This is a genomic window from Enterobacter sp. UNJFSC 003 (assembly GCF_036903355.1).
Classification (GTDB): Bacteria; Pseudomonadota; Gammaproteobacteria; order Enterobacterales; family Enterobacteriaceae; genus Enterobacter.
Map to the genome: position 1 here is coordinate 265,442 of NZ_JBAKHK010000001.1, position 23,954 is coordinate 289,395.

At 57.5% G+C, this 23,954-nt stretch carries 22 protein-coding genes; 20 read left to right on the top strand and 2 right to left on the bottom strand.

Features of this window, described 5'->3' with window-relative positions:
• The 10 genes from nuoE (at position 1) to nuoN (ending at position 11,915) form a co-directional block, all read left to right on the top strand.
• A complete protein-coding gene (nuoE, locus tag V5P19_RS01235; protein WP_316942716.1) occupies positions 1–501 on the top strand; it encodes an NADH-quinone oxidoreductase subunit NuoE in 501 nt (166 codons plus the stop codon).
• Positions 498–1,835: an NADH-quinone oxidoreductase subunit NuoF gene (nuoF, locus tag V5P19_RS01240; RefSeq protein ID WP_089597913.1), complete on the top strand. Its 1,338-nt coding sequence runs from the start codon at positions 498–500 to the stop codon at positions 1,833–1,835. Before nuoE ends, nuoF begins: the two co-directional genes overlap by 4 nt.
• A 55-nt stretch (positions 1,836–1,890) precedes the next feature.
• Entirely contained in the window at positions 1,891–4,614 is a 2,724-nt protein-coding gene (gene nuoG / locus V5P19_RS01245) for an NADH-quinone oxidoreductase subunit NuoG (RefSeq protein ID WP_334399366.1), read from the top strand.
• The gene (nuoH, locus tag V5P19_RS01250; protein WP_334399368.1) at positions 4,611–5,588 is read left to right on the top strand and encodes an NADH-quinone oxidoreductase subunit NuoH; all 978 of its coding nucleotides are present in this window, start codon (positions 4,611–4,613) and stop codon (positions 5,586–5,588) included. The genes nuoG and nuoH overlap by 4 nt, the downstream gene beginning before the upstream one ends.
• A 13-nt stretch (positions 5,589–5,601) precedes the next feature.
• Entirely contained in the window at positions 5,602–6,144 is a 543-nt protein-coding gene (nuoI, locus tag V5P19_RS01255) for an NADH-quinone oxidoreductase subunit NuoI (protein ID WP_334399370.1), read from the top strand.
• 10 nt (positions 6,145–6,154) lie between these two features.
• Complete coding sequence (nuoJ, locus tag V5P19_RS01260) at positions 6,155–6,709, top strand: NADH-quinone oxidoreductase subunit J (protein ID WP_334399372.1); 555 nt, start codon at positions 6,155–6,157, stop codon at positions 6,707–6,709.
• Positions 6,706–7,008: an NADH-quinone oxidoreductase subunit NuoK gene (gene nuoK / locus V5P19_RS01265; protein ID WP_006176506.1), complete on the top strand. Its 303-nt coding sequence runs from the start codon at positions 6,706–6,708 to the stop codon at positions 7,006–7,008. Before nuoJ ends, nuoK begins: the two co-directional genes overlap by 4 nt.
• Positions 7,005–8,846, top strand: coding sequence for an NADH-quinone oxidoreductase subunit L (gene nuoL, locus V5P19_RS01270; protein WP_334399374.1), 1,842 nt, complete (start codon positions 7,005–7,007; stop codon positions 8,844–8,846). Before nuoK ends, nuoL begins: the two co-directional genes overlap by 4 nt.
• A 75-nt stretch (positions 8,847–8,921) precedes the next feature.
• Positions 8,922–10,451 carry an NADH-quinone oxidoreductase subunit M gene (nuoM, locus tag V5P19_RS01275; protein ID WP_334399376.1) on the top strand — a complete coding sequence of 510 codons (1,530 nt, stop codon included), beginning with the start codon at positions 8,922–8,924 and terminating at the stop codon, positions 10,449–10,451.
• Between the two features lie 6 nt (positions 10,452–10,457).
• A complete protein-coding gene (gene nuoN / locus V5P19_RS01280; RefSeq protein WP_334399378.1) occupies positions 10,458–11,915 on the top strand; it encodes an NADH-quinone oxidoreductase subunit NuoN in 1,458 nt (485 codons plus the stop codon).
• 90 nt (positions 11,916–12,005) lie between these two features.
• Here the strand turns inward: nuoN and V5P19_RS01285 are convergent, their stop codons facing one another.
• Positions 12,006–13,010 carry a chemotaxis protein gene (locus tag V5P19_RS01285; RefSeq protein ID WP_334399380.1) on the bottom strand — a complete coding sequence of 335 codons (1,005 nt, stop codon included), beginning with the start codon at positions 13,008–13,010 and terminating at the stop codon, positions 12,006–12,008.
• 64 nt (positions 13,011–13,074) lie between these two features.
• The gene (rnz, locus tag V5P19_RS01290; RefSeq protein WP_334399382.1) at positions 13,075–13,992 is read right to left on the bottom strand and encodes a ribonuclease Z; all 918 of its coding nucleotides are present in this window, start codon (positions 13,990–13,992) and stop codon (positions 13,075–13,077) included.
• 69 nt (positions 13,993–14,061) lie between these two features.
• Between rnz and V5P19_RS01295 the strand changes: the two genes are divergently transcribed.
• The 10 genes from V5P19_RS01295 (at position 14,062) to V5P19_RS01340 (ending at position 23,949) form a co-directional block, all read left to right on the top strand.
• Positions 14,062–14,523, top strand: coding sequence for a GNAT family N-acetyltransferase (locus V5P19_RS01295; RefSeq protein WP_334399384.1), 462 nt, complete (start codon positions 14,062–14,064; stop codon positions 14,521–14,523).
• A 53-nt stretch (positions 14,524–14,576) separates the two neighbouring features.
• Positions 14,577–14,882 carry a stress response protein ElaB gene (elaB, locus tag V5P19_RS01300; protein ID WP_334399386.1) on the top strand — a complete coding sequence of 102 codons (306 nt, stop codon included), beginning with the start codon at positions 14,577–14,579 and terminating at the stop codon, positions 14,880–14,882.
• Positions 14,883–14,978: 96 nt separating this feature from the next.
• A complete protein-coding gene (gene menF / locus V5P19_RS01305) occupies positions 14,979–16,274 on the top strand; it encodes an isochorismate synthase MenF (protein WP_334399388.1) in 1,296 nt (431 codons plus the stop codon).
• 88 nt (positions 16,275–16,362) lie between these two features.
• Positions 16,363–18,033 (top strand): 2-succinyl-5-enolpyruvyl-6-hydroxy-3-cyclohexene-1-carboxylic-acid synthase, encoded by a 1,671-nt coding sequence (gene menD / locus V5P19_RS01310; protein ID WP_334399390.1) that lies wholly within the window; start codon positions 16,363–16,365, stop codon positions 18,031–18,033.
• On the top strand, positions 18,030–18,806 hold the full coding sequence (menH, locus tag V5P19_RS01315; protein ID WP_334399392.1) for a 2-succinyl-6-hydroxy-2,4-cyclohexadiene-1-carboxylate synthase: 777 nt from the start codon (positions 18,030–18,032) through the stop codon (positions 18,804–18,806). Before menD ends, menH begins: the two co-directional genes overlap by 4 nt.
• The gene (gene menB / locus V5P19_RS01320) at positions 18,803–19,660 is read left to right on the top strand and encodes a 1,4-dihydroxy-2-naphthoyl-CoA synthase (protein ID WP_334399394.1); all 858 of its coding nucleotides are present in this window, start codon (positions 18,803–18,805) and stop codon (positions 19,658–19,660) included. The genes menH and menB overlap by 4 nt, the downstream gene beginning before the upstream one ends.
• A complete protein-coding gene (menC, locus tag V5P19_RS01325) occupies positions 19,660–20,625 on the top strand; it encodes an o-succinylbenzoate synthase (protein ID WP_334399395.1) in 966 nt (321 codons plus the stop codon). The genes menB and menC overlap by 1 nt, the downstream gene beginning before the upstream one ends.
• Entirely contained in the window at positions 20,622–21,983 is a 1,362-nt protein-coding gene (gene menE, locus V5P19_RS01330; protein WP_334399396.1) for an o-succinylbenzoate--CoA ligase, read from the top strand. The genes menC and menE overlap by 4 nt, the downstream gene beginning before the upstream one ends.
• A 133-nt stretch (positions 21,984–22,116) precedes the next feature.
• Complete coding sequence (locus V5P19_RS01335; protein WP_334399397.1) at positions 22,117–22,656, top strand: YfaZ family outer membrane protein; 540 nt, start codon at positions 22,117–22,119, stop codon at positions 22,654–22,656.
• A 93-nt stretch (positions 22,657–22,749) separates the two neighbouring features.
• Positions 22,750–23,949: a nicotinamide mononucleotide deamidase-related protein YfaY gene (locus V5P19_RS01340; RefSeq protein ID WP_334399399.1), complete on the top strand. Its 1,200-nt coding sequence runs from the start codon at positions 22,750–22,752 to the stop codon at positions 23,947–23,949.
• Positions 23,950–23,954: the final 5 nt, after the last annotated feature.

Sequence of the window (23,954 nt, forward strand, 5' to 3'; positions counted from 1 at the left end):
ATGCACGAGAATCAACAACCCCAAACCGAGGCTTTTGAGCTGAGTGAAGCAGAACGTGCCGCCATTGAGCACGAGATGCACCACTACGAAGACCCGCGTGCGGCGTCCATTGAAGCGCTGAAAATCGTACAGAAACAGCGTGGTTGGGTGCCGGATGGAGCGATCTATGAGATTGCAAAAGTGCTGGGTATACCGGCCAGCGATGTTGAAGGTGTGGCGACATTCTATAGCCAGATTTTCCGTCAGCCAGTGGGCCGCCATGTGATCCGTTATTGTGACAGCGTTGTTTGTCACATCACCGGTTATCAGGGCATTCAGGCAGCTATTGAGAATAAGCTCAATATCAAGCCGGGCCAGACCACTTTTGATGGTCGCTTTACACTCCTGCCAACCTGCTGCCTGGGTAACTGCGACAAGGGGCCGACCATGATGATTGATGAGGACACTCACAGTCATCTGACGCCGGAAGCCATTCCTGACCTTCTGGAGCAGTACAAATGAAAACTGTAATTCGTACTGCTGAAACTCATCCGCTGACCTGGCGTCTGCGCGATGACAAACAGCCGGTATGGCTTGAAGAATACGAAAGCAAGAACGGCTATGCCGGCGCGCGTAAAGCCCTTGGCGGCATGGCGCCGGACGATATCGTTAATGCGGTGAAAGACTCTGGTCTGAAAGGGCGCGGCGGTGCGGGTTTCTCCACCGGCCTGAAGTGGAGCCTGATGCCAAAAGACGAATCCATGAACATTCGTTACCTGCTGTGTAACGCCGATGAAATGGAGCCGGGCACCTATAAAGACCGTCTGCTGATGGAACAGCTGCCACACCTGCTGGTGGAAGGCATGCTGATCTCCGCGTTCGCGCTGAAAGCGTACCGTGGCTACATCTTCCTGCGCGGTGAGTACATCGAAGCGGCAGAAAACCTGCGTCGCGCGATTGCCGAAGCCACCGAAGCCGGCCTGCTTGGCAAAAACATCCTGGGCACCGGCTTTGACTTCGAGCTGTTCGTGCATACCGGTGCCGGGCGTTATATCTGCGGTGAAGAAACCGCGCTGATTAACTCCCTGGAAGGTCGCCGTGCGAACCCGCGTTCCAAGCCACCGTTCCCGGCAAGCTCCGGCGTATGGGGTAAACCGACCTGTGTAAATAACGTCGAAACCCTGTGTAACGTTCCGGCTATCCTCGCCAACGGCGTGGAGTGGTATCAGGGCATCTCCTCAAGCAAAGATGCCGGTACCAAGCTGATGGGCTTCTCCGGTCGCGTTAAAAATCCTGGCGTCTGGGAACTGCCGTTCGGTACCACCGCACGTGAAATTCTTGAAGATTACGCCGGCGGCATGCGCGATGGCCTGAAATTCAAAGCCTGGCAGCCGGGTGGGGCAGGGACTGACTTCCTGACCGAAGCCCACCTTGACCTGCCAATGGAATTCGAAAGCATTGGTAAAGCAGGCAGCCGTCTGGGTACCGCGCTGGCGATGGCCGTCGACCACGAGATCGGCATGGTATCACTGGTGCGTAACCTGGAAGAGTTCTTCGCCCGCGAGTCCTGCGGCTGGTGTACACCGTGCCGTGATGGTCTGCCGTGGAGCGTGAAGATCCTGCGTGCTATCGAGCGTGGTGAAGGTCAGCCGGGCGATATCGAGACACTTGAGCAACTGTGTCGATTCCTGGGCCCAGGTAAAACCTTCTGTGCCCACGCGCCTGGTGCCGTTGAGCCACTGCAAAGCGCGATTAAGTATTTCCGCGACGAATTCGAAGCAGGCATCAAGCAGCCGTTCAGCAATACCCATTCTATCAATGGTATTCAGCCGAACCTGCTGAAAGCGCGCTGGTAAAAATAGAATTTTGATTAACGCTCGAAGCTAATTCGAGCCAACTGGAAGCATGCTAATGGCTACGATTCATGTAGACGGCAAAGAATACGAAGTCAACGGGGCGGACAACCTGCTAGAAGCTTGTCTGTCTCTTGGCCTCGATATTCCGTACTTTTGCTGGCATCCGGCGCTGGGCAGCGTCGGTGCTTGCCGCCAGTGTGCGGTGAAGCAATATCAGAACGCGGAAGACACGCGTGGTCGCCTGGTGATGTCCTGTATGACGCCAGCCACCGAAGGCACCTTTATTTCGATTGATGACGAAGAAGCCAAACAGTTCCGCGAAAGCGTTGTGGAATGGTTGATGACCAACCACCCGCACGACTGTCCGGTCTGTGAAGAAGGCGGCAACTGCCACCTTCAGGATATGACCGTGATGACCGGTCACAGCTTCCGTCGCTATCGCTTTACCAAGCGTACCCACCGTAACCAGGACCTGGGGCCGTTCATTTCTCACGAAATGAACCGCTGCATCGCCTGCTACCGCTGCGTGCGTTACTACAAAGATTACGCAGACGGCCAGGATCTGGGCGTGTATGGCGCGCATGACAACGTCTACTTCGGTCGTCCTGAAGACGGTACGCTGGAAAGCGAATTCTCCGGTAACCTGGTAGAAATTTGCCCGACCGGCGTATTCACGGACAAGACTCACTCCGAGCGCTACAACCGTAAATGGGACATGCAGTTTGCACCAAGCATCTGCCAGCAGTGCTCCCTCGGCTGTAACACTAGCCCGGGTGAGCGCTACGGCGAACTGCGTCGTATCGAAAACCGCTACAACGGCACCGTTAACCACTACTTCCTGTGCGACCGCGGGCGTTTCGGCTATGGCTATGTGAATCTGAAAGACCGTCCGCGTCAGCCGGTTCAGCGCCGTGGCGACGACTTCATTACCCTGAACGCTGAACAGGCGATGCAGGGTGCGGCAGATATTCTGCGCCAGTCGAAGAAAGTGATCGGTATCGGCTCGCCGCGCGCCAGCATCGAAAGCAACTTCGCGCTGCGCGAGCTGGTAGGGGCGGAAAACTTCTATACCGGCATCGCCCAGGGCGAGCAGGAACGTCTGCAGCTGGTTCTGAAAGTGCTGCGCGAAGGCGGTATTCATACCCCTGCACTGCGTGAAATCGAATCCTATGATGCGGTTCTGGTGCTGGGTGAAGATTTGACTCAGACAGGCGCTCGTGCTGCCCTGGCGGTTCGTCAGGCGGTGAAAGGGAAAGCACGTGAAATGGCGGCAGCGCAGAAAGTGGCTGACTGGCAGATTGCGGCGATCCTGAACATCGGCCAGCGCGCCAAGCATCCGCTGTTTGTGACTAACGTTGACAACACCCGTCTGGACGATATCGCCGCGTGGACCTACTGCGCGCCGGTTGAAGATCAGGCGCGTCTTGGCTTTGCGATTGCCCACGCGCTGGACAACAACTCGCCGGCAGTTGAGCTGGATCGCGACCTGCAAAACAAGGTCGACGTGATTGTTCAGGCGCTGGCGGGTGCGAAGAAACCCCTGATTGTTTCTGGTACTAACGCCGGTAGCGCTGAGATTGTTCAGGCGGCAGCAAACGTTGCCAAGGCCCTGAAAGGCCGTGGTGCTGACGTTGGCGTGACCATGATTGCCCGTGCGGTAAACAGCATCGGTCTGGGGATGATTGGCGGGGGGTCTTTGGAAGCCGCGTTAAGCGAACTGGAGTCCGGTGCCGCTGACGCCGTTGTGGTGCTGGAAAACGACCTGCATCGCCATGCCTCTGCTGCTCGCGTTGACGCAGCGCTCTCCAAAGCGCCGCTGGTGATGGTTATCGACCATCAGCGCACCGCCATTATGGATAAAGCCCATCTGGTTCTTTCTGCGGCTAGCTTTGCAGAAAGCGACGGTACGGTGATCAACAACGAAGGCCGCGCACAGCGCTTCTTCCAGGTTTATGACCCGGCGTACTACGACAGCAACACCGTGATGCTTGAAAGCTGGCGCTGGCTGCACTCCCTGCACAGCACCGTGCAGAGCCGTGAAGTGGACTGGACGCAGCTCGACCATGTTATTGACGCGGTTGTGGAAAAACTGCCTCAGCTGGCGGGTATCAAAGATGCCGCACCTGACGCAAGCTTCCGTATTCGTGGTCAGAAACTGGCGCGTGAACCGCACCGTTACAGCGGCCGTACCGCGATGCGTGCCAACATCAGCGTGCATGAACCTCGTCAGCCGCAGGACAAAGACACCATGTTTGCCTTCTCGATGGAAGGCAACAACCAGCCGTCTGCACCGCGCTCTCAGGTTCCATTTGCATGGGCCCCGGGCTGGAACTCCCCGCAGGCATGGAACAAGTTCCAGGTTGAAGTGGGCGGCTCTCTGAGCCACGGCGATCCGGGCGTGCGTCTGATTGAAGCCTCTGAAACCGGTCTGGATTTCTTCACCACCGTGCCGGCGAGCTTCGAGGCGCAGGAAGGTAACTGGCGTATTGCGCCGTATTACCATCTGTTCGGCAGTGACGAACTGTCCCAGCGTTCTCCGGTCTTCCAGACCCGCATGCCGCAGCCTTACATCAAGCTCAACCCGGCCGACGCCGCGAAGCTTGGCGTGAATGCGGGCGCGAACATTGCCTTTAGCTACGATGGTCAGACAATCAGCTTGCCGCTGATTATCTCCGAAGGCCTGACAGCAGGGCAGGTCGGTCTGCCGATGGGGATGCCTGGCATCGCGCCGGTACTGGCGGGTGCACGTCTTGATAACCTGCAGGAGGCAAAAGCATGAGTTGGTTAACGCCGGATCTTATCGACATCCTGCTGAGCATTCTGAAAGCAGTCGTTATCCTGCTGGTTGTGGTCACCTGCGGTGCGTTCATGAGCTTTGGTGAACGTCGTCTGCTTGGTCTGTTCCAGAACCGTTACGGACCAAACCGCGTGGGCTGGGGTGGTTCACTCCAGCTGGTCGCGGATATGATCAAGATGTTCTTTAAAGAGGACTGGATCCCGCGCTTCTCGGATCGCGTTATCTTTACTCTGGCACCGATGATCGCCTTTACCTCGCTGCTACTGGCGTTTGCTATCGTTCCTGTCAGCCCGACCTGGGTTGTGGCTGACCTGAACATCGGCATTCTGTTCTTCCTGATGATGGCAGGCCTCGCGGTTTACGCGGTGCTGTTCGCAGGCTGGTCCAGTAACAACAAATACTCCCTGCTGGGTGCGATGCGTGCGTCTGCACAGACGCTGAGCTACGAAGTGTTCCTGGGGCTCTCCCTGATGGGCGTGGTGGCGCAGGCCGGTTCATTCAACATGACCGACATCGTCAACGACCAGGCCGATATCTGGAACGTTATCCCGCAATTCTTTGGTTTTGTGACCTTTGCTATCGCGGGCGTGGCGGTGTGTCACCGTCACCCGTTTGACCAGCCAGAAGCCGAACAGGAACTGGCCGACGGTTACCACATTGAATATTCCGGGATGAAGTTCGGTCTGTTCTTCGTGGGCGAGTACATCGGTATCGTCACCATTTCCGCGTTGATGGTCACGCTGTTCTTTGGTGGCTGGCATGGCCCGTTCTTACCGCCGTTCATCTGGTTCGCGCTGAAAACCGCGTTCTTCATGATGATGTTCATTTTGATTCGTGCGTCCTTACCGCGTCCTCGCTATGACCAGGTAATGTCCTTCGGCTGGAAAGTGTGCCTGCCGCTGACGCTCGTCAACTTGTTGGTAACGGCGGCTGTCATTCTCTGGCAGCAGCCATAAGGGGCTTTAGAACATGACCTTAAAAGAATTATTGGTAGGTACCGGCACCCAGCTTCGCAGTATCTGGATGATCGGCCTGCACGCGTTTGCCAAACGCGAAACCCAGATGTATCCGGAAGAGCCGGTGTATCTGCCGCCGCGCTACCGTGGTCGTATCGTGCTGACGCGCGATCCGGACGGTGCGGAGCGCTGCGTTGCCTGTAACCTGTGTGCGGTAGCGTGTCCGGTGGGCTGTATCTCTCTGCAGAAAGCAGAGACGGTAGATGGCCGCTGGTACCCTGAGTTCTTCCGCATCAACTTCTCACGCTGCATTTTCTGCGGTCTGTGTGAAGAAGCGTGCCCAACCACGGCGATTCAGTTGACTCCAGACTTCGAGCTGGGTGAGTACAAGCGTCAGGATCTGGTGTACGAGAAAGAGGATCTGCTGATTTCCGGTCCGGGCAAATACCCGGAATATAACTTCTACCGGATGGCGGGTATGGCAATCGACGGCAAAGATAAGGGCGAAGCAGAGAACGAAGCTAAGCCTATCGACGTCAAGAGCCTGTTACCGTAAGGAGAGGGCAATGGAATTCGCTTTTTATATCTGTGGCCTTATCGCCATCCTGGCTACGCTGCGAGTGATTACGCACACCAATCCGGTGCATGCGCTGCTGTATTTAATCATTTCGCTGCTGGCCATTTCCGGGGTGTTCTTTGCGCTCGGCGCGCACTTTGCCGGTGCACTGGAAATCATCGTCTACGCCGGGGCCATTATGGTGCTGTTCGTCTTCGTGGTGATGATGCTCAACCTGGGCGGCTCTGAAATTGAGCAGGAACGTCAGTGGTTAAAACCGCAGGTGTGGATTGGCCCGGCAATTTTGTCGGCCATCATGCTGGTGGTCATAGTTTACGCCATTCTGGGCGTTAACGATCAGGGCATCGACGGTACGCCAATCAGCGCTAAAGAAGTGGGTATTGCGCTCTTTGGTCCGTACGTTCTGGCGGTTGAACTGGCCTCCATGCTTCTGCTGGCAGGTCTGGTCGTTGCCTTCCACGTGGGTCGCGAAGAGCGTATGGGTGAGGTGCTGAGCAACCGCACTGATGACCGCGCGAAAAGAAAAACGGAGGAGCGCGCATGATCCCCTTAACACATGGACTGATCCTCGCTGCGATTTTGTTCGTTCTGGGTTTAACCGGTCTGGTTATCCGCCGCAATCTGCTGTTTATGCTGATCGGTCTGGAAATCATGATTAACGCTTCCGCGCTGGCCTTCGTGGTCGCCGGCAGCTACTGGGGCCAGGCCGACGGTCAGGTGATGTATATCCTCGCCATCAGCCTCGCGGCTGCTGAAGCGAGTATTGGCCTGGCGCTGTTGCTGCAGCTCCATCGTCGCCGCCAGAACCTGAACATCGATTCAGTAAGTGAGTTGCGTGGATGAACATGCTTGCCTTAACCATTATTTTTCCGCTGATTGGCTTCGTGCTTCTGGCATTTTCTCGTGGCCGCTGGTCCGAGAATCTGTCTGCAACCGTGGGCATTGGCTCTATCGGTCTGGCTGCGCTGGTGACAGCGTATGCGGGTATCGACTTCTTCAACAACGGACGTGAGGCCTACAGCGTACCGCTGTGGACCTGGATGTCGGTCGGTGATTTCAACATCGGTTTCAACCTGGTGCTGGATGGTCTGTCTCTGACCATGCTCTCTGTGGTGACCGGCGTGGGCTTCCTGATCCACATGTTCGCCTCCTGGTATATGCGCGGTGAAGAGGGTTACTCCCGCTTCTTCGCCTACACCAACCTGTTTATCGCCAGCATGGTGGTTCTGGTGCTGGCCGATAACCTGCTGCTGATGTATCTGGGCTGGGAAGGCGTGGGTCTGTGTTCTTACCTGCTGATCGGTTTCTACTACACCGATCCGAAGAATGGCGCAGCGGCCATGAAAGCGTTCGTCGTCACCCGTGTGGGTGACGTGTTCCTCGCTTTCGCGCTGTTCATTCTCTACAACGAACTGGGCACGCTGAACTTCCGCGAAATGGTGGAACTGGCGCCAGCGCACTTCGAAGCGGGCAACAACATGCTGTGGTGGGCAACGCTGATGCTGCTGGGTGGCGCCGTGGGTAAATCCGCACAGCTGCCGTTGCAGACCTGGCTGGCCGACGCGATGGCAGGTCCTACGCCTGTCTCCGCGCTGATCCACGCAGCGACCATGGTTACCGCGGGTGTTTATCTGATTGCGCGTACCCATGGTCTGTTCCTGATGACGCCGGAAATTCTGCATCTGGTGGGTATCGTTGGTGCGGTCACGCTGGTACTGGCAGGCTTTGCCGCGCTGGTTCAGACCGACATCAAACGCGTTCTCGCCTACTCCACGATGAGCCAGATTGGTTACATGTTCCTGGCACTGGGTGTTCAGGCATGGGACGCGGCGATTTTCCACCTGATGACGCACGCGTTCTTTAAAGCGCTGCTGTTCCTCTCGTCCGGTTCCGTGATCCTGGCCTGCCATCACGAGCAGAACATCTTCAAGATGGGCGGACTGCGTAAGTCTATCCCGCTGGTGTATGTCTGCTTCCTGGTGGGCGGCGCGGCGCTGTCAGCACTGCCGCTGATTACCGCAGGCTTCTTCAGTAAGGACGAGATCCTTGCGGGTGCCATGGCGAATGGTCATATCAATCTGATGGTTGCGGGTCTGGTCGGTGCGTTCATGACCTCCCTGTATACCTTCCGTATGATTTTCATCGTATTCCACGGTAAAGAACAAATTCACGCTCACGCAGGGAAGGGGATTACCCACCACCTGCCGCTGATTGTGCTGCTGGTACTCTCCACCTTCGTTGGCGCGATGATTGTGCCACCGCTGCAGGGCGTACTGCCGGCGACAACCGAGCTTGAGCACGGTCGCGTTCTGACGCTTGAAATCACCTCCGGTGTGGTCGCTATCGCGGGCATCCTGATTGCCGCATGGCTGTGGCTGGGCAAACGTACTCTGGTGACCGCCGTTGCCAACAGTGCGCCAGGCCGTCTGCTGGGGACCTGGTGGTACAACGCGTGGGGCTTCGACTGGCTGTACGACATGATCTTCGTTAAGCCGTTCCTGGGTATTGCGTGGCTGCTGAAACGCGACCCGATGAACAGCATGATGAACATTCCGGCGATCCTGTCCCGCTTCGCAGGTAAAGGCCTGTTGCTGAGCGAGAACGGTTATCTGCGCTGGTATGTGGCGTCCATGAGCATCGGTGCGGTTATCGTGCTGGCGCTGCTGATGGTGTTGCGTTGATCGTTAAGTGAATTTTATTCGAATTCGTTGAAAATCAGGCCCCTGCTGGGGCCTTAAAAAGGAATGTAAATCGCCATGTTACTACCCTGGCTAATATTAATTCCCTTCATCGGCGGCTTCCTGTGCTGGCAGACTGAACGCTTTGGCGTGAAGATGCCGCGCTGGATCGCGCTGATCACCATGGGATTGACGCTCGCGCTTGGTCTGCAACTGTGGTTGCAGGGCGGCTACTCTCTGACCCAGTCTGCGGGTATTCCGCAGTGGCAGGATGAATTCATTCTGCCGTGGATCCCGCGTTTCGGCATTACGATCCACCTGGCCATTGACGGGCTGTCGCTGCTGATGGTGGTGCTGACCGGTCTGCTCGGCGTTCTGGCGGTACTTTGTTCCTGGCGAGAAATCGAAAAATACCAGGGCTTCTTCCACCTGAACCTGATGTGGATCCTGGGCGGCGTTATCGGCGTGTTCCTTGCCATCGACATGTTCCTGTTCTTCTTCTTCTGGGAGATGATGCTGGTGCCGATGTACTTCCTGATCGCGCTGTGGGGCCATAAGGCATCCGACGGTAAAACGCGTATCACGGCGGCAACCAAGTTCTTCATCTATACCCAGGCGAGCGGTCTGGTCATGCTGATTGCCATCCTGGCGCTCGTGTTCGTGCATTACAACGCGACCGGTGTTTGGACCTTCAACTATGAAGACCTGTTGAAGACGCCAATGTCTCACGGTGTTGAATATCTGCTGATGCTGGGCTTCTTCATCGCCTTCGCGGTGAAAATGCCGGTGGTTCCGCTGCACGGCTGGCTGCCGGATGCGCACTCGCAGGCGCCAACGGCAGGTTCCGTTGACCTGGCGGGCATCTTGCTGAAAACCGCGGCCTATGGTCTGCTGCGTTTCGCACTGCCGCTGTTCCCGAACGCCTCCGCAGAGTTCGCGCCGATTGCCATGTGGCTGGGTGTGATTGGTATCTTCTACGGTGCGTGGATGGCCTTCACGCAGTACGACATTAAACGTCTGATCGCTTACACCTCCGTTTCCCACATGGGCTTCGTGCTGATTGCGATCTACACCGGCAGCCAGCTGGCGTACCAGGGCGCGGTCATTCAGATGATTGCGCACGGCCTGTCCGCCGCGGGTCTCTTCATCCTGTGCGGTCAGCTGTACGAACGCCTGCACACCCGTGACATGCGTATGATGGGCGGCCTGTGGGGCAAAATGAAATGGCTGCCCGCGCTCTCCATGTTCTTCGCTGTTGCCACGCTGGGTATGCCAGGTACCGGTAACTTCGTCGGCGAATTTATGATTCTGTTCGGCAGCTTCAAGGTGGTTCCGGGAATTACCGTGATCTCTACCTTTGGTCTGGTATTCGCATCGGTTTATTCGCTGGCGATGCTGCACCGCGCCTACTTCGGTAAAGCGAAGAGCGAAATTGCTGCACAAGAACTGCCGGGGATGTCGCTGCGTGAGCTGTTCATCATCCTGCTGCTGGTCGTACTGCTGGTGCTGCTGGGCTTCTATCCGCAGCCGATTCTGGATACCTCGCATTCCGCGATGGGCAATATCCAGCAGTGGTTTGTTAATTCTGCTTCTACTACAAGGCCGTAATTCGCCATGACAATAACTCCACAACAACTGATCGCGCTGCTACCGCTGCTGATCGTCGGATTGACGGTGGTGGTTGTGATGCTCTCCATTGCGTGGCGACGCAATCACTTCCTGAATGCGACCCTGTCCGTTCTGGGTCTGAACGCTGCGTTGGTTTCTCTCTGGTTTGTTGGCCAGGCGGGGGCGATGGACGTCACGCCGATGATGCGCGTCGATGGCTATGCCATGCTGTACACCGGTCTGGTTCTGCTGGCGAGCCTCGCGACCTGTACCTTTGCGTACCCGTGGCTCGAAGGCTACAACGACAACAAAGAAGAGTTTTACCTGCTGGTTCTGATTGCCTCGCTGGGCGGCATTCTGCTGGCGAACGCTAACCACCTGGCCGCACTGTTCCTCGGCATTGAGCTTATCTCTCTGCCGCTGTTCGGTCTGATTGGTTACGCCTTCCGTCAGAAGCGCTCTCTGGAAGCGAGTATCAAGTACACTATTCTGTCTGCTGCTGCGTCGTCCTTCCTGCTGTTTGGCATCGCGCTGGTTTACGCACAGACGGGTAATCTCTCCTTCCTGGCAATCGGCAAGAGCCTCGGCGACGGCATGCTGCACGAGCCGCTGCTGCTGGCGGGTCTGGGCATGATGATTGTTGGCCTCGGCTTTAAGCTTTCTCTGGTGCCGTTCCACCTGTGGACGCCAGACGTTTACCAGGGCGCTCCGGCTCCTGTCTCTACCTTCCTGGCGACGGCGAGTAAAATCGCTATCTTCGGTGTGGTGATGCGTCTGTTCCTGTACGCACCGGTGGGTGATAGCGAAGCGGTTCGCGTAGTGCTCGGCATTATTGCGTTCGCCTCCATCATCTTCGGTAACCTGATGGCACTGAGCCAGACCAACATCAAACGTCTGCTGGGCTACTCGTCTATCTCCCATCTGGGCTACCTGCTGGTGGCGCTGATTGCGCTGCAAAGCGGTGAGATGTCGATGGAAACCGTAGGCGTATATCTGGCAGGCTACCTGTTCAGCAGCCTCGGCGCGTTCGGCGTGGTGAGCCTGATGTCCAGCCCGTACCGTGGCCCGGATGCAGATTCACTGTTCTCCTACCGTGGTCTGTTCTGGCACCGTCCGATTCTGTCCGCAGTAATGACGGTGATGATGCTCTCTCTGGCAGGTATCCCGATGACGCTGGGCTTCATCGGTAAGTTCTACGTGCTGGCAGTGGGTGTGCATGCAGGTTTGTGGTGGCTGACCGCAGGCGTGGTTATTGGCTCCGCGATTGGTCTTTATTACTACCTGCGCGTTGCCGTGAGCCTGTATCTGAGCGCGCCTCAGCAGCTTAACCGCGATGCACCGACCAACTGGCAGTACAGCGCCGGGGGGATCGTCGTGCTGATCTCCGCGCTGCTGGTGCTGATCTTCGGTATCTATCCGCAGCCGCTGATTTCCATCGTGCAGCATGCGATGCCATTAATGTAAAAGTAAAAAACCCGCTTCGGCGGGTTTTTTTATGGTTTGCGTCTCTCCCTTAAGGAGAGAGACGGGGTGTGGGCATCAGCCCCCACAAACCTAAGCCAACTGCTTGCGACTGATCAACGGTCCGTCAATTTTCTTCATCGAACGGTCCAGCACTTCCTCAATCACCGACGACAGCTCGTTCAATTCAAACTTCGCGACATACCCGTCAGCTTTCACTTTACGAATGTGATCTTCGTTGGCATTCCCTGACAGGGACGAGTGGATCACCACCGGAATGTCTTTCAGGAACGGATCGGTTTTGATTTTGCGCGTTAGCGTAAAACCGTCCATCTCCGGCATTTCCAGGTCGGTCAGCACCAGGGCGATTTTATCCGTAATCGGGACGCCCTCAGCCTGGGCCTGCGCTGCCAGCGCGCCAATTTTCTCCCACGCGTCTTTACCGGTGATATGCAGCTGAGCCGGGATTTCCATCGCCTGCAAACCTTTTTCCAGCATTGAGCGCGCCACTTTTGAGTCTTCCGCAACAATCGCGACCGAGCCTGGCTTGATGTTGAATTTAGTGGTCTTCAGGTTGGTGGCATGCAGATCGTGGTTGGCCGGAGTGATGTCGTAGAGGATCTGCTCAACGTCCAGCACCATCGCCAGATCGTTGGTATCGGTCTTCTCGTCCAGGCAGGCAATACTGGTGATGTAGCGTCCACTGACGGCGGTTTCAGCCGCATGAACCTGTTTCCAGTCCAGACGCATAATGTTCTCGACGGATTCCACGGCAAACGCCTGTACGCTACGGGCATACTCGGTGATCAGCAGGATGTTCAGTCCGGTTGTTGGCTTACAGCCCGCGACGGCGGCCAGGTCGATCACCGGGATCACCTGATCGCGAATATTCACCATCCCCATCAGCGGTGATTTCATCCCTGCGGGTTTCGTGAATTCCGGCATAGGCACGATCTCACGCAGCTTAAAAACGTTAATGCCAAACAGCTCGGATTTATTTTCGTTCAGAGAGGTGCCAAGGCGAAACAGCAACAGTTCAAAACGGTTCGACAGGGTGAGATTCGCCCTGTCATCAATGTCTTTCTGGAAATTATCCATTCTACCCTCAAGAGAAATGCTGACCTTTTAATCGTTATCGGCATTCTGAGGGAAAAATGAAGGACTAAACGCTGACCTGAGCGAAATCTTCGGCCAGCTCACATTCCGGGAACACGCTGCGGCACTCTGCCAGCAGGCTTTCACACCCTCTGGCATCGTAACGGGAGCTAACGTGAGTGACGAGCAGCTTCCCGACATTTGCTTCACGCGCAAGCTGCGCCGCCTGGCGGGTGGAGCTGTGGCCGCGGCTATTGGCCTTCTCTTCCATCGCTGCTTCAAGCGTGGCTTCGTGCACCATCACATCAACGTCCTGGGCAAGCAGGAAAGCGGATGGGCAAGGCGCGGTATCGCCAAAAATCGCCAGTTTTTTACCCGGCTGGGGGGCCGCCAGATACGCGTGTCCGTTGATAACGCGTCCGTCCTCCAGGGTGACGGTTTCGCCCTGCTTCAGGCGCTGGAACAGCGGCCCGGGCTTCACGCCGTCGGCGATCAGCGCAGCGGCGTCGAGCGCGCCGGGTTTGTCATGCTCTTCAATGCGGTAGCCGTAGCATTCCACCGGATGATTTAACGGACGGGCGATGACCTTATGGTCTCCGTCATCGAAAACCAGCCCCTCGGTAATCTCCACCACCTCCAGAGGATAATCGGTCCAGGAACCGCTGAGGCGCAGCGTGGTTTCCACAAATTCAGCAATACCTGCCGGGCCGTAAATCGTTAGCGGGTTGGCATTACCGGCCATTGAGCGGCTGCACAGCAGGCCGGGCAGACCAAAGAGATGATCGCCATGCAGGTGGGTGATAAAAATTTTATCCAGCTTACCCGGATGCCAGGCCGTGCGTAACAGCTGGTGCTGAGTGCCTTCGCCACAGTCAAACAGCCATAATCCGCCACGGGTAGGGTGCTGCAGATCCAGTAGGATCGCGGTCACGTTTCGTGAGCGGGTTGGCACGCCAGCAGACGTACCCAGAAAAATGAGTTCCATAACGCAATCAGCCCTTTGCCGATGGGGAGGGGTTTAGTATAACGGGAGAAACCCAGGAAGGAGACCGACATGATCCAGTGGCACGATTTACACCACAGTGAACTCACCGTGAATGCACTTTACGCTCTGCTCAAGCTGCGGTGCGAAGTGTTTGTTGTTGAACAAACCTGCCCGTATCAGGACATCGATGGTGATGATCTGGTGGGGGAAAATCGACACATCCTCGGCTGGCGCGATAACGAACTGGTCGCGTATGCGAGGATTCTGAAAAGTACCGATGATTTCGACCCCGTTGTCATTGGCCGCGTGATTATCAGCGGTAAAGCTCGCGGTGAAAAACTGGGCTATCAGCTGATGGAGAAAACCCTGGAGTCATGCCAAAAATACTGGCCAGACAAGGCGTTATATCTGGGCGCTCAGGCACATCTTCAGCCTTTCTACAGCCACTTTGGCTTTATGCCGGTAACGGAGGTCTATGACGAAGATGGCATACCCCACATCGGAATGGCGCGGGAAGCGAAACAGGCGTAATGGCGAGTCGTTGGCTATAGTTAGCGGACTGGTGCATTAACATGGAGAAAAATATGTCATTTCAATCTTGGGAAACCCGTATCGATGACGACCTGGCTTTACTGAGCGAAACGCTGGAAGAGGTGCTGCGTTCGTCGGGCGATCCTGCCGATCAGAAATATATCGAGCTGAAAGCCCGTGCCGAACAGGCGCTGCATGAAGTGAAAAACCGCGTCAGCCATGCATCGGACACTTACTACTACCGCGCTAAAAAAGCGGTTTATCGTGCTGATGATTACGTACATGAAAAACCCTGGCAAGGCATTGGCGCAGGTGCCGCCGTGGGGCTGGTGCTGGGCCTTCTGTTAGCCCGCCGTTAACAGCGTTTTAAACGGTTAACCACTCCCTATACGTGGGTACTGCTATTTATGGTCAGTACCCCGTATACTATGAGGTTTTAACAGGGAGAGGTTCGCGTGCATTCGATTTTCCTCGCGCTGGGACGTCTGCGCAGCCAGCTTGCGCAAGCGTTGCCCGCTACACCCGGCTTACGTCATTTCGACGTTTCTTTCCCGTTAAACGACGCTTTCGATCCCCTGTCCTGGCTGGGGGGGCAGCAATGTTATCCTCAATTCTACTGGCAGCAGCGTAGCGGCGATGAAGAGCTGGCTGCACTGGGTGCCGTTACCCATTTTTCCTCTCTGGCTTTAGCCTCGCATTTCTTGCATTCGCAAAAAGCGGCGAATGACACCCGTATCTGTGGCCTTAACGCCTTCAATCCTGAGCAAGGCTCGCTGTTTTTACCGCGCCTGCTCTGGCGACGTTATGCCGGCGTTGCCACCCTGCGCCTGCAGCTGTGGAGCAACAGCTCGCTTAAAGAAGATGCGTATGCCGCGCTGGATTTTTTAAACCAGCTGCAGGACGCCAAACCGATCGAGCCGCTGTCGGTCCAGGTGGTGCAGGAAGCGCACCAGCCGCAAAAAACGGAATGGCTGCGCCTTATTCGCCAGGCGACTGAAACCATCGCGCAGGGTGATTTTGAAAAGGTGGTGCTCGCCAGGGCTACCGATCTGCAGTTCAATCAGCCCGTTAGCGCAATTGCGTTGATGGCGGCCAGCCGTGCCCTGAATTTGAATTGCTATCATTTCTGCATGATCTTCGATGCCGGCAACGCGTTTCTTGGCTCCACGCCAGAGCGCCTGTGGCGACGCAGGGGCAAACTGCTGCGTACTGAAGCGCTGGCTGGCACCGTCGCCAGCCATTCAGACGATAAGCAGGCGCAGCGTCTGGGCGAGTGGCTGATGAACGATGACAAAAATCAGCGCGAAAATATGCTGGTGGTGGAAGACATCTGCCAACGGCTGCAGCATCAAACGCAAACGCTGGAGGTTCTGCCAGCTCAGGTTGTACGTCTGCGCAAGGTACAGCATTTGCGCCGCTGCATCTGGACCGAACTCAAACACGCGGACGATGAGCAATGTCTGCACGTACTGCAGCCGACGGCTGCCGTTGCCGGGCTACCGCGGCAGGCGGCACGTGAATTTATTCAGCGCGTTGAACCCTTTGACCGCGAGTGGTATGCCGGATCTGCCGGGTATTTATCGCCTGAGCAAAGTGAGTTCTGCGTGGCATTACGCTCCGCTCGCGTTCATGACGCGGCGCTGCGACTCTACGCCGGCGCGGGGATTGTCAGCGGGTCCGACCCGGAACAGGAGTGGCAAGAGATAGAAAACAAAGCCGCTGGGCTGCGTTCTCTGCTCCTTAGGGATTAATACTGATTCGTGCAATCCCGACCCATATCAAAATACCGAGTTTCTCTATTATTTATACTGTGTCGCAATCTTGATACCGGACAATATCATGTCAGTAAGTTCTTTTAACCGACGCTGGGCGACGGTGATCCTTGAAGCCCTGACTCGCCATGGCGTCAGGCACGTGTGTATTGCCCCGGGCTCTCGCTCGACACCGCTGACGCTGGCGGCGGCGGAAAACCGGTCCTTTATTCATCACACCCATTTTGATGAGCGCGGTCTGGGCCATCTGGCTTTAGGCCTGGCGAAAGTCAGTAAAGAACCCGTGGCGGTGATTGTCACGTCCGGTACCGCGGTGGCAAACCTGTATCCGGCCATTATTGAAGCCGGGCTAACCGGTGAAAAACTGATCCTGCTGACCGCAGATCGCCCGCCCGAATTAATCGACTGCGGTGCCAATCAGGCGATCCGCCAGCCGAATATTTTTGCCTCACATCCCGCTCAGGCGATTGCATTACCGCGTCCCACCCAGGATATTCCCGCAAGCTGGCTGGTCTCTACGCTCGATCATGCGATGGGCACGTTGCGCAGCGGTGCGCTGCATATCAACTGTCCCTTTGCCGAGCCGCTGTACGGTGAAATGGACGACACGGGTCTTGAATGGCAACAGGCGCTCGGCGACTGGTGGAAGAGTGAAAAACCCTGGCTGCGTGAGCAAATTCATCTGGAGAGTGCCAAACAGCGAGACTGGTTTTTCTGGCGGCAAAAGCGCGGCGTCGTTATCGCCGGGCGCATGAGTGCCACCGAAGGAAAGCGGGTCGCCGAATGGGCGCAAACGCTCGGCTGGCCGCTGATGGGTGACGTACTCTCCCAGACCGGTCAGCCGCTGCCGTGCGCCGACCTTTGGCTTGGCAACGCGAAAGCTGTCTCTGAGTTGGCCCAGGCGCAGATTGTTGTCCAGATAGGCTCCAGCCTTACCGGTAAGCGTCTCCTTCAGTGGCAGGCGACCTGCAAACCCGAAGAGTACTGGCTGGTCGATCCGCTGGAAGGGCGGCTCGATCCGGCACACCATCGTGGTCGTCGACTGGTGAGCGAGATTGATGCCTGGCTGGATCTGCATCCGGCCGAAAAACGCAAGCCCTGGGCGGTTGAGATCCCGGAACTTTCGCGCCAGGCGTGGGAGCTCACGAAAGCGCAGTGCGAAGGTTTTGGTGAAGCGGAGCTTGCGCACCGCATCCGTCACTATTTGCCTGAACAAGGGCAGCTGTTTGTTGGTAATAGCCTGGTGGTGCGTCTGATAGATGCCTTCTCCAGGCTGCCAGCCGGATATCCGGTTTACAGTAACCGGGGGGCCAGCGGTATCGACGGGCTGATCTCCACGGCGGCAGGCGTGCAGCGCGCCAGCGCCAAGTCCACGCTGGCCATTGTGGGCGATCTCTCCGCGCTCTACGATCTTAACGCGCTTGCGCTGCTGCGCCAGGTCTCGGCCCCCTTTGTGCTGATCGTCGTCAATAACAACGGCGGGCAGATTTTCTCCCTGCTGCCGACGCCGCAGAGCGAACGCGAGCGTTTTTATCTGATGCCGCAGAACGTGCAATTCGAGCATGCTGCTGCGATGTTCAGCCTGAAATACCATCGTCCGGAAAGCTGGGATGACCTCGACGCGGTGTTGAGTACCGCCTGGCGACAGCCGGGCGCAACGCTGATTGAGCTGGTGGTAAACGATGCTGACGGCGCGCAGACGCTGCAAAATCTGCTGGCGCAGGTGAGCCACCTGTGATCCTCGCGGGCGTGCATCAGGCCGGGAAGCCGGGCAATCCTTGGCTGGTCTTTTTGCACGGTTTTTCCGGCGATTGTCGTGAGTGGCAGTCGGTCGGGGCATTGTTGAGTGAGTACCCGCGACTGTATCTTGATTTACCGGGGCACGGGAGTTCTGCCGGAATAACGGTATCTGGGTTTACTGACGTCAGCGATGTGCTCGCCCGAACCTTGCTTAGTTACAACATACTTAACTTCTGGCTGGTGGGGTACTCCCTCGGTGGCCGCATTGCGATGTTTCACGCTTGCCAGCAGCCGAAAGGGCTATGCGGCATCGTCGTGGAAGGGGGGCATCCGGGACTACAGGATGCCGATGCGCGTAAGATGCGGCGCACATCCGACAATCATTGGGCTACGCGCTTTCGCACAGAACCTCTGAGTCACGTTTTTGCCGACTGGTACCAACAGCCCGTATTTGCATCTCTTACGCAGACACAGCGCAGTGAGCTCACTGTGCTTCGCAGCCAAAACAATGGTGCGAATCTGGCGACTATGCTGGAGGCCACCTCGCTGGCTGTACAGCCTGATTTACGTGCGGCGCTCGGCGCGCGCGATTTTCCTTTTTACTATCTCCATGGCGAACGGGATAAAAAGTTTGCGGCCGTTGCCGCCGAGCTGAATGCTGTGCGCCATATCATTCCTCATGCCGGACACAACGCCCACCGGGAAAATCCCGCTGCGGTTGCCGCGAGTCTGGCGCAGATACTGCGTCTTCGAATAAAGGACACTCCATGATCTATCCTGATGAACACATGCTGTATGCACCGGTTGAATGGCAAGACTGCTCCGAAGGCTACACCGACATTCGTTACCACAAATCCGCTGACGGCATTGCCAAAATCACCATCAACCGTCCGCAGGTGCGTAACGCATTTCGTCCTCTGACCGTCAAAGAGATGATTCAGGCGCTGGCGGATGCGCGCTACGACGACAATATTGGTGTGATCGTGTTGACCGGTGAAGGCGATAAAGCCTTCTGTGCCGGTGGCGATCAGAAGGTCCGTGGCGACTATGGCGGATACCAGGACGATTCAGGCACCCATCACCTGAACGTGCTCGACTTCCAGCGTCAGATCCGCACCTGTCCAAAGCCGGTTGTCGCCATGGTGGCGGGGTACTCCATCGGCGGCGGTCACGTGCTGCACATGATGTGTGACCTGACCATTGCCGCCGAGAACGCCATCTTTGGCCAGACCGGCCCGAAAGTCGGCTCCTTCGACGGCGGCTGGGGAGCCTCTTACATGGCGCGCATCGTGGGGCAGAAAAAAGCCCGTGAAATCTGGTTCCTTTGCCGTCAGTACAACGCGCAGGAAGCGCTGGACATGGGCCTGGTCAACACCGTTGTGCCCAATGCCGACCTTGAAAAAGAGACGGTGCGCTGGTGCCGTGAGATGTTGCAGAACAGCCCAATGGCGCTGCGCTGCCTGAAGGCGGCGCTGAACGCAGACTGCGACGGTCAGGCGGGTCTTCAGGAGCTGGCAGGTAACGCGACGATGCTGTTCTACATGACCGAAGAGGGTCAGGAAGGGCGCAACGCGTTTAATGAAAAACGCCAGCCCGACTTCAGCAAATACAAACGGAACCCGTAATGCGTCGCGCGCAGGTTTACCGCTGGCAGATACCGATGGACGCGGGCGTGGTGCTGCGTGAACGGCGGTTAAAAACCCGTGACGGATTTTTCGTTCAGCTTCAGCAGGGCGATCGGGAAGGTTGGGGCGAGATCGCGCCCCTGCCGGGCTTTAGCCAGGAGTCGCTGGATGAGGCGCAATCGGCCCTGCTCGCCTGTACAGCCGAATGGCGTGACGGGGAAAACCCGCCGCTGCCAGAGTTGCCTTCCGTGGCCTTTGGCATCAGCTGCGCGCTGGCGGAGCTTGACGGCAGCCTACCCGAGGCGGCCAATTACCGAGCGGCACCGCTTTGTACGGGCGATCCTGACGAACTGTTCGCGCTGCTTTCCGCCATACCCGGCGAGAAAGTGGCGAAAATTAAAGTCGGTCTCTACGAAGCGGTGCGCGACGGGATGGTGGCGAACCTGCTGCTGGAAGCCATTCCCGATCTGCATCTGCGGCTGGATGCTAACCGTGCCTGGACGCCGCTAAAGGCCCAGCAGTTTGCGAAGTACGTCAACCCGGCGTATCGCAGCCGCATTGCCTTCCTGGAAGAGCCGTGCAAAACCCGCGATGACTCTCGCGCTTTCGCCCGAGAAACGGGTATTGCCATTGCGTGGGATGAAAGCCTGCGGGAGCCTGATTTCACGTTTATTGCCGAGCCGGGCGTGAGCGCAGTAGTGATTAAACCGACGCTGACCGGTAGCCTCGAAAAGGTGCGTGAACAGGTTGCTGCGGCGCATGCTTTGGGGCTGACGGCGGTGATCAGCTCTTCGATTGAGTCAAGCCTCGGGCTAACGCAGCTGGCGCGCATCGCCGCGTGGTTGACGCCAAATACCGTCCCCGGTCTCGACACGCTGAACCTGATGAAGTCCCAGCTCATTCGCCAGTGGCCGAACAGCGCGCTGCCGTGCCTCAGCGTTGAGGCGCTGGAGCCGATGCTATGAGTTTTACCGACTGGCCGTGGCGGCAATGGCGCGCGCGGTGCGCCGATAAACCCGCGCTACGGATGAATGAGGAAATACTCACCTGGCAGCAGCTGTGCGCGCGTATCGACAGTCTTGCCGCCGGGTTTCAGCATCAGGGGGTTGAAGAGGGCGACGGCGTGATGCTGCTCGCCCATAACCATCCGGAGACCCTGCTGGCATGGCTGGCGCTGCTACAGTGTGGAGCGCGCATCCTGCCGGTTAACCCGCAGCTGCCGCGCCCGCTGCTCGACGTGCTTCTTCCGCAGATGACGCTGCGTTTCGCGCTGGTGCTGGACGGCCACTATGACGGCCTGGCTGCGCTGAGCATGCGCGCGCAACCGGGGGGATGTGGCGTGACGTGGCGGCCGGAGCGGCTCGCGTCCATGACCTTAACTTCTGGCTCCACCGGCTTGCCTAAGGCTGCGGTCCATAGCTGTGCGGCGCATCTTGCCAGCGCGCAAGGGGTCCTGGCGCTGATGCCCTACGGCGACGAGGATGACTGGCTGCTGTCGCTGCCGCTTTTTCATGTCTCCGGTCAGGGGATTTTATGGCGCTGGCTGCAGGCCGGCGCGCGCTTAACCGTGCGCAGTAAACAGCCGCTGGAGCAGGCGCTGATGGGCTGTACTCACGCCTCGCTGGTACCCACCCAGCTCTGGCGACTGCTTAATGCCGAAAACCAGATTGACCTGAAAGCCGTGTTACTTGGCGGCGCGTCCATCCCCGTTGAGCTCACGCAAAAGGCGCGCGAGCGGGGTATTCGTACCTTTTGCGGCTACGGCCTGACGGAGTTTGCCTCTACCGTTTGTGCCAAAGAGGCTGACGGGGCGCCTGATGTGGGCTCTGCGCTGCCGGGCAGAGAGGTGCATGTGGTGGAAGGGGAAGTCTGGCTTAAGGCGCACAGCATGGCCGCCGGATACTGGCGGGACGGGGCGTTGCTCCCCCTTACGAATGCCCAGGGCTGGTTTACCACCCGCGATCGCGGTGAACTGCGTGAGGGTCGCCTGACGATCCTCGGGCGTATGGATAATCTCTTTTTTAGCGGTGGAGAAGGGATCCAGCCGGAAGAACTTGAGCGGGTGATTGCCACCCATCCGAGGATAAGCCAGGTGTTCATTGTCCCGCTGGACGATGCCGAGTTTGGCCAGCGTCCTGTCGCGGTAGTCGAGTGTGAACCAGGAACGGATATTACCGACTTCCCCAACTGGTTTAGGGATAAACTGGCACGTTTTCAGCAACCTGTGCGCTGGCTGGTCTTACCGACTGCGCTAAAAAATGGCGGGATTAAGATCTCGCGTCGGGCGTTGCAGCAGTGGGTGAATACCTCACTGAGGGGATAGCCGTACCTGCCGTGGTTTCAAATAGTTACAAACTTATTGTCTGGCGCACGCAGAGTGCTTGATCCCACCAGGACTCAGGTTAAAATCTCGCGGTTTTGGGACAAATCTAAATAAATTGTGCGGGATCACGACAATGAAAAAAGTGGCATTAATGGGCTTAGGCCTGATGGTTGTTTCTTCGGCGGCGAACGCCATTAGCGTTAACGGCTCGGCGGGTCAGGACTATACCCACCTGGGCTTTGGCCTCGGCACGGAGACCTCCGGGCTGGCGATGACCGGGGGCTGGACGCATAACGACGACGACGGCGATGCGGCAAGCCTCGGTCTCGGTCTGAATGTTCCTCTTGGCCCATTCCTGGCGACCGTCGGCGGTAAAGGCATCTACACCAACCCGAATGACGGTGATGAAGGCTATGCAGCGGCAGTTGGCGGCGGTCTGCAGTGGAAAATCGGCGACAGCTTCGGCCTGTTTGGCGAGTACTACTACTCTCCGGATTCTCTCTCCAGCGGAATCGAAAGCTATGAAGAAGCCAACGCCGGTGCACGCTGGACGATTATGCGCCCAATCACCATTGAGGCAGGCTACCGCTATCTGAACCTGGCCGGTAAAGACGGCAACCGCGATAACGCGCTGGCCGACGGCCCGTACGTGGGCGTGAGCGCTGGCTTCTAATCTCTTCGGCGCGGCGTCTGTCGCGCCAGTTTCTTTCTCCTCGCCGATTCCATATGCGCTATAGTGTTGCGACCATAGAAGTGGGAGAACGCAATGATCAACGTGGAAATGTTATCCACTGGCGACGAAGTGCTGCATGGGCAAATAATTGATACCAATGCTGCCTGGCTTGCCGATGTATTCTTTGAGCAGGGATTACCGTTAACGCGCCGCAATACGGTAGGCGACAATCTTGAGTCGCTGGTGAATATTCTGCGCGAGCGCAGCGAGCACGCTGACGTGCTGATTGTGAACGGCGGCCTGGGTCCCACCAGCGACGATCTCAGCGCGCTGGCCGCCGCGACGGCGAAAGGCGAAGGGCTGGTGATGCATGAAGAGTGGCTGGCCCAGATGGCGCGCTTCTTTACCGAGCGTGGCCGCGTGATGGCACCCAGCAACCGCAAGCAGGCTGAAATTCCCGCCAGCGCAGAGCTGGTTGATAACCCGGTTGGCACCGCCTGCGGGTTTGCCGTCCAGCTGAATCGCTGTCTGATGTTCTTCACGCCCGGCGTTCCCTCTGAATTTAAAGTGATGGTGGAGCAGCAAATTCTGCCGCGCCTTCGCGCACGTTTTACGCTGCCTGAACCGCCGCTCTGCCTGCGCCTGACCACCTTTGGCCGCTCTGAAAGCGATCTGGCGCAGAGCCTCGATCATCTGCAGCTTCCGCCGGGTGTGTCGATGGGCTATCGCTCATCGATGCCGATTATTGAACTTAAACTGACCGGGCCAGCCGCGCAGAAAGCCGCAATGCTGGCGCTGTGGCCGGAAGTGCAGCGTGTGGCAGGCGAAAGTCTGATCTTCGAAGGTACGGAAGGGTTGCCTGCGCAGATTGCACAACACCTGCAGGCGCGACAGCTAAGCGTGACCTTAAGTGAACAGTTCACCGGCGGGCTGCTGGCGCTGCAGTTGTCACGTGTCGGTGCGCCACTGCTGGCCAGCGAAGTCGTGCCGTTCCAGCAGGAGACGCTGGCACAGACGGCCCGCTGGGCCTCCGAGCGCAGGGTGAACCATTTTGCCGGGCTGGCGCTTGCCGTCGGTGGCGTAGATGGTGAGCACCTTAATTTTGCCCTCGCGACGCCGGAAGGTACGCACGCGCTGCGCGTCAGAATGAGCATCACCCGGCACAGCCTGGCGGTGCGTCAGGAAGTCTGCGCCATGATGGCGCTGAACATGCTGCGCCGCTGGTTGAACGGAAAAGAGGTTGCCAGCGAGCACGGCTGGATTAACGTCGTCGAGTCGCTGTTCGTTGAGTAATCATT

Coding starts and splice junctions, on each gene's coding strand:
- nuoE (WP_316942716.1), top strand. CDS start 1: ATGCACGAGAATCAACAACCCCAAACCGAGGCTTTTGAGCTGAGTGAA.
- nuoF (WP_089597913.1), top strand. CDS start 498: ATGAAAACTGTAATTCGTACTGCTGAAACTCATCCGCTGACCTGGCGT.
- nuoG (WP_334399366.1), top strand. CDS start 1,891: ATGGCTACGATTCATGTAGACGGCAAAGAATACGAAGTCAACGGGGCG.
- nuoH (WP_334399368.1), top strand. CDS start 4,611: ATGAGTTGGTTAACGCCGGATCTTATCGACATCCTGCTGAGCATTCTG.
- nuoI (WP_334399370.1), top strand. CDS start 5,602: ATGACCTTAAAAGAATTATTGGTAGGTACCGGCACCCAGCTTCGCAGT.
- nuoJ (WP_334399372.1), top strand. CDS start 6,155: ATGGAATTCGCTTTTTATATCTGTGGCCTTATCGCCATCCTGGCTACG.
- nuoK (WP_006176506.1), top strand. CDS start 6,706: ATGATCCCCTTAACACATGGACTGATCCTCGCTGCGATTTTGTTCGTT.
- nuoL (WP_334399374.1), top strand. CDS start 7,005: ATGAACATGCTTGCCTTAACCATTATTTTTCCGCTGATTGGCTTCGTG.
- nuoM (WP_334399376.1), top strand. CDS start 8,922: ATGTTACTACCCTGGCTAATATTAATTCCCTTCATCGGCGGCTTCCTG.
- nuoN (WP_334399378.1), top strand. CDS start 10,458: ATGACAATAACTCCACAACAACTGATCGCGCTGCTACCGCTGCTGATC.
- V5P19_RS01285 (WP_334399380.1), bottom strand. CDS start 13,010: ATGGATAATTTCCAGAAAGACATTGATGACAGGGCGAATCTCACCCTG.
- rnz (WP_334399382.1), bottom strand. CDS start 13,992: ATGGAACTCATTTTTCTGGGTACGTCTGCTGGCGTGCCAACCCGCTCA.
- V5P19_RS01295 (WP_334399384.1), top strand. CDS start 14,062: ATGATCCAGTGGCACGATTTACACCACAGTGAACTCACCGTGAATGCA.
- elaB (WP_334399386.1), top strand. CDS start 14,577: ATGTCATTTCAATCTTGGGAAACCCGTATCGATGACGACCTGGCTTTA.
- menD (WP_334399390.1), top strand. CDS start 16,363: ATGTCAGTAAGTTCTTTTAACCGACGCTGGGCGACGGTGATCCTTGAA.
- menB (WP_334399394.1), top strand. CDS start 18,803: ATGATCTATCCTGATGAACACATGCTGTATGCACCGGTTGAATGGCAA.
- menC (WP_334399395.1), top strand. CDS start 19,660: ATGCGTCGCGCGCAGGTTTACCGCTGGCAGATACCGATGGACGCGGGC.
- menE (WP_334399396.1), top strand. CDS start 20,622: ATGAGTTTTACCGACTGGCCGTGGCGGCAATGGCGCGCGCGGTGCGCC.
- V5P19_RS01335 (WP_334399397.1), top strand. CDS start 22,117: ATGAAAAAAGTGGCATTAATGGGCTTAGGCCTGATGGTTGTTTCTTCG.
- V5P19_RS01340 (WP_334399399.1), top strand. CDS start 22,750: ATGATCAACGTGGAAATGTTATCCACTGGCGACGAAGTGCTGCATGGG.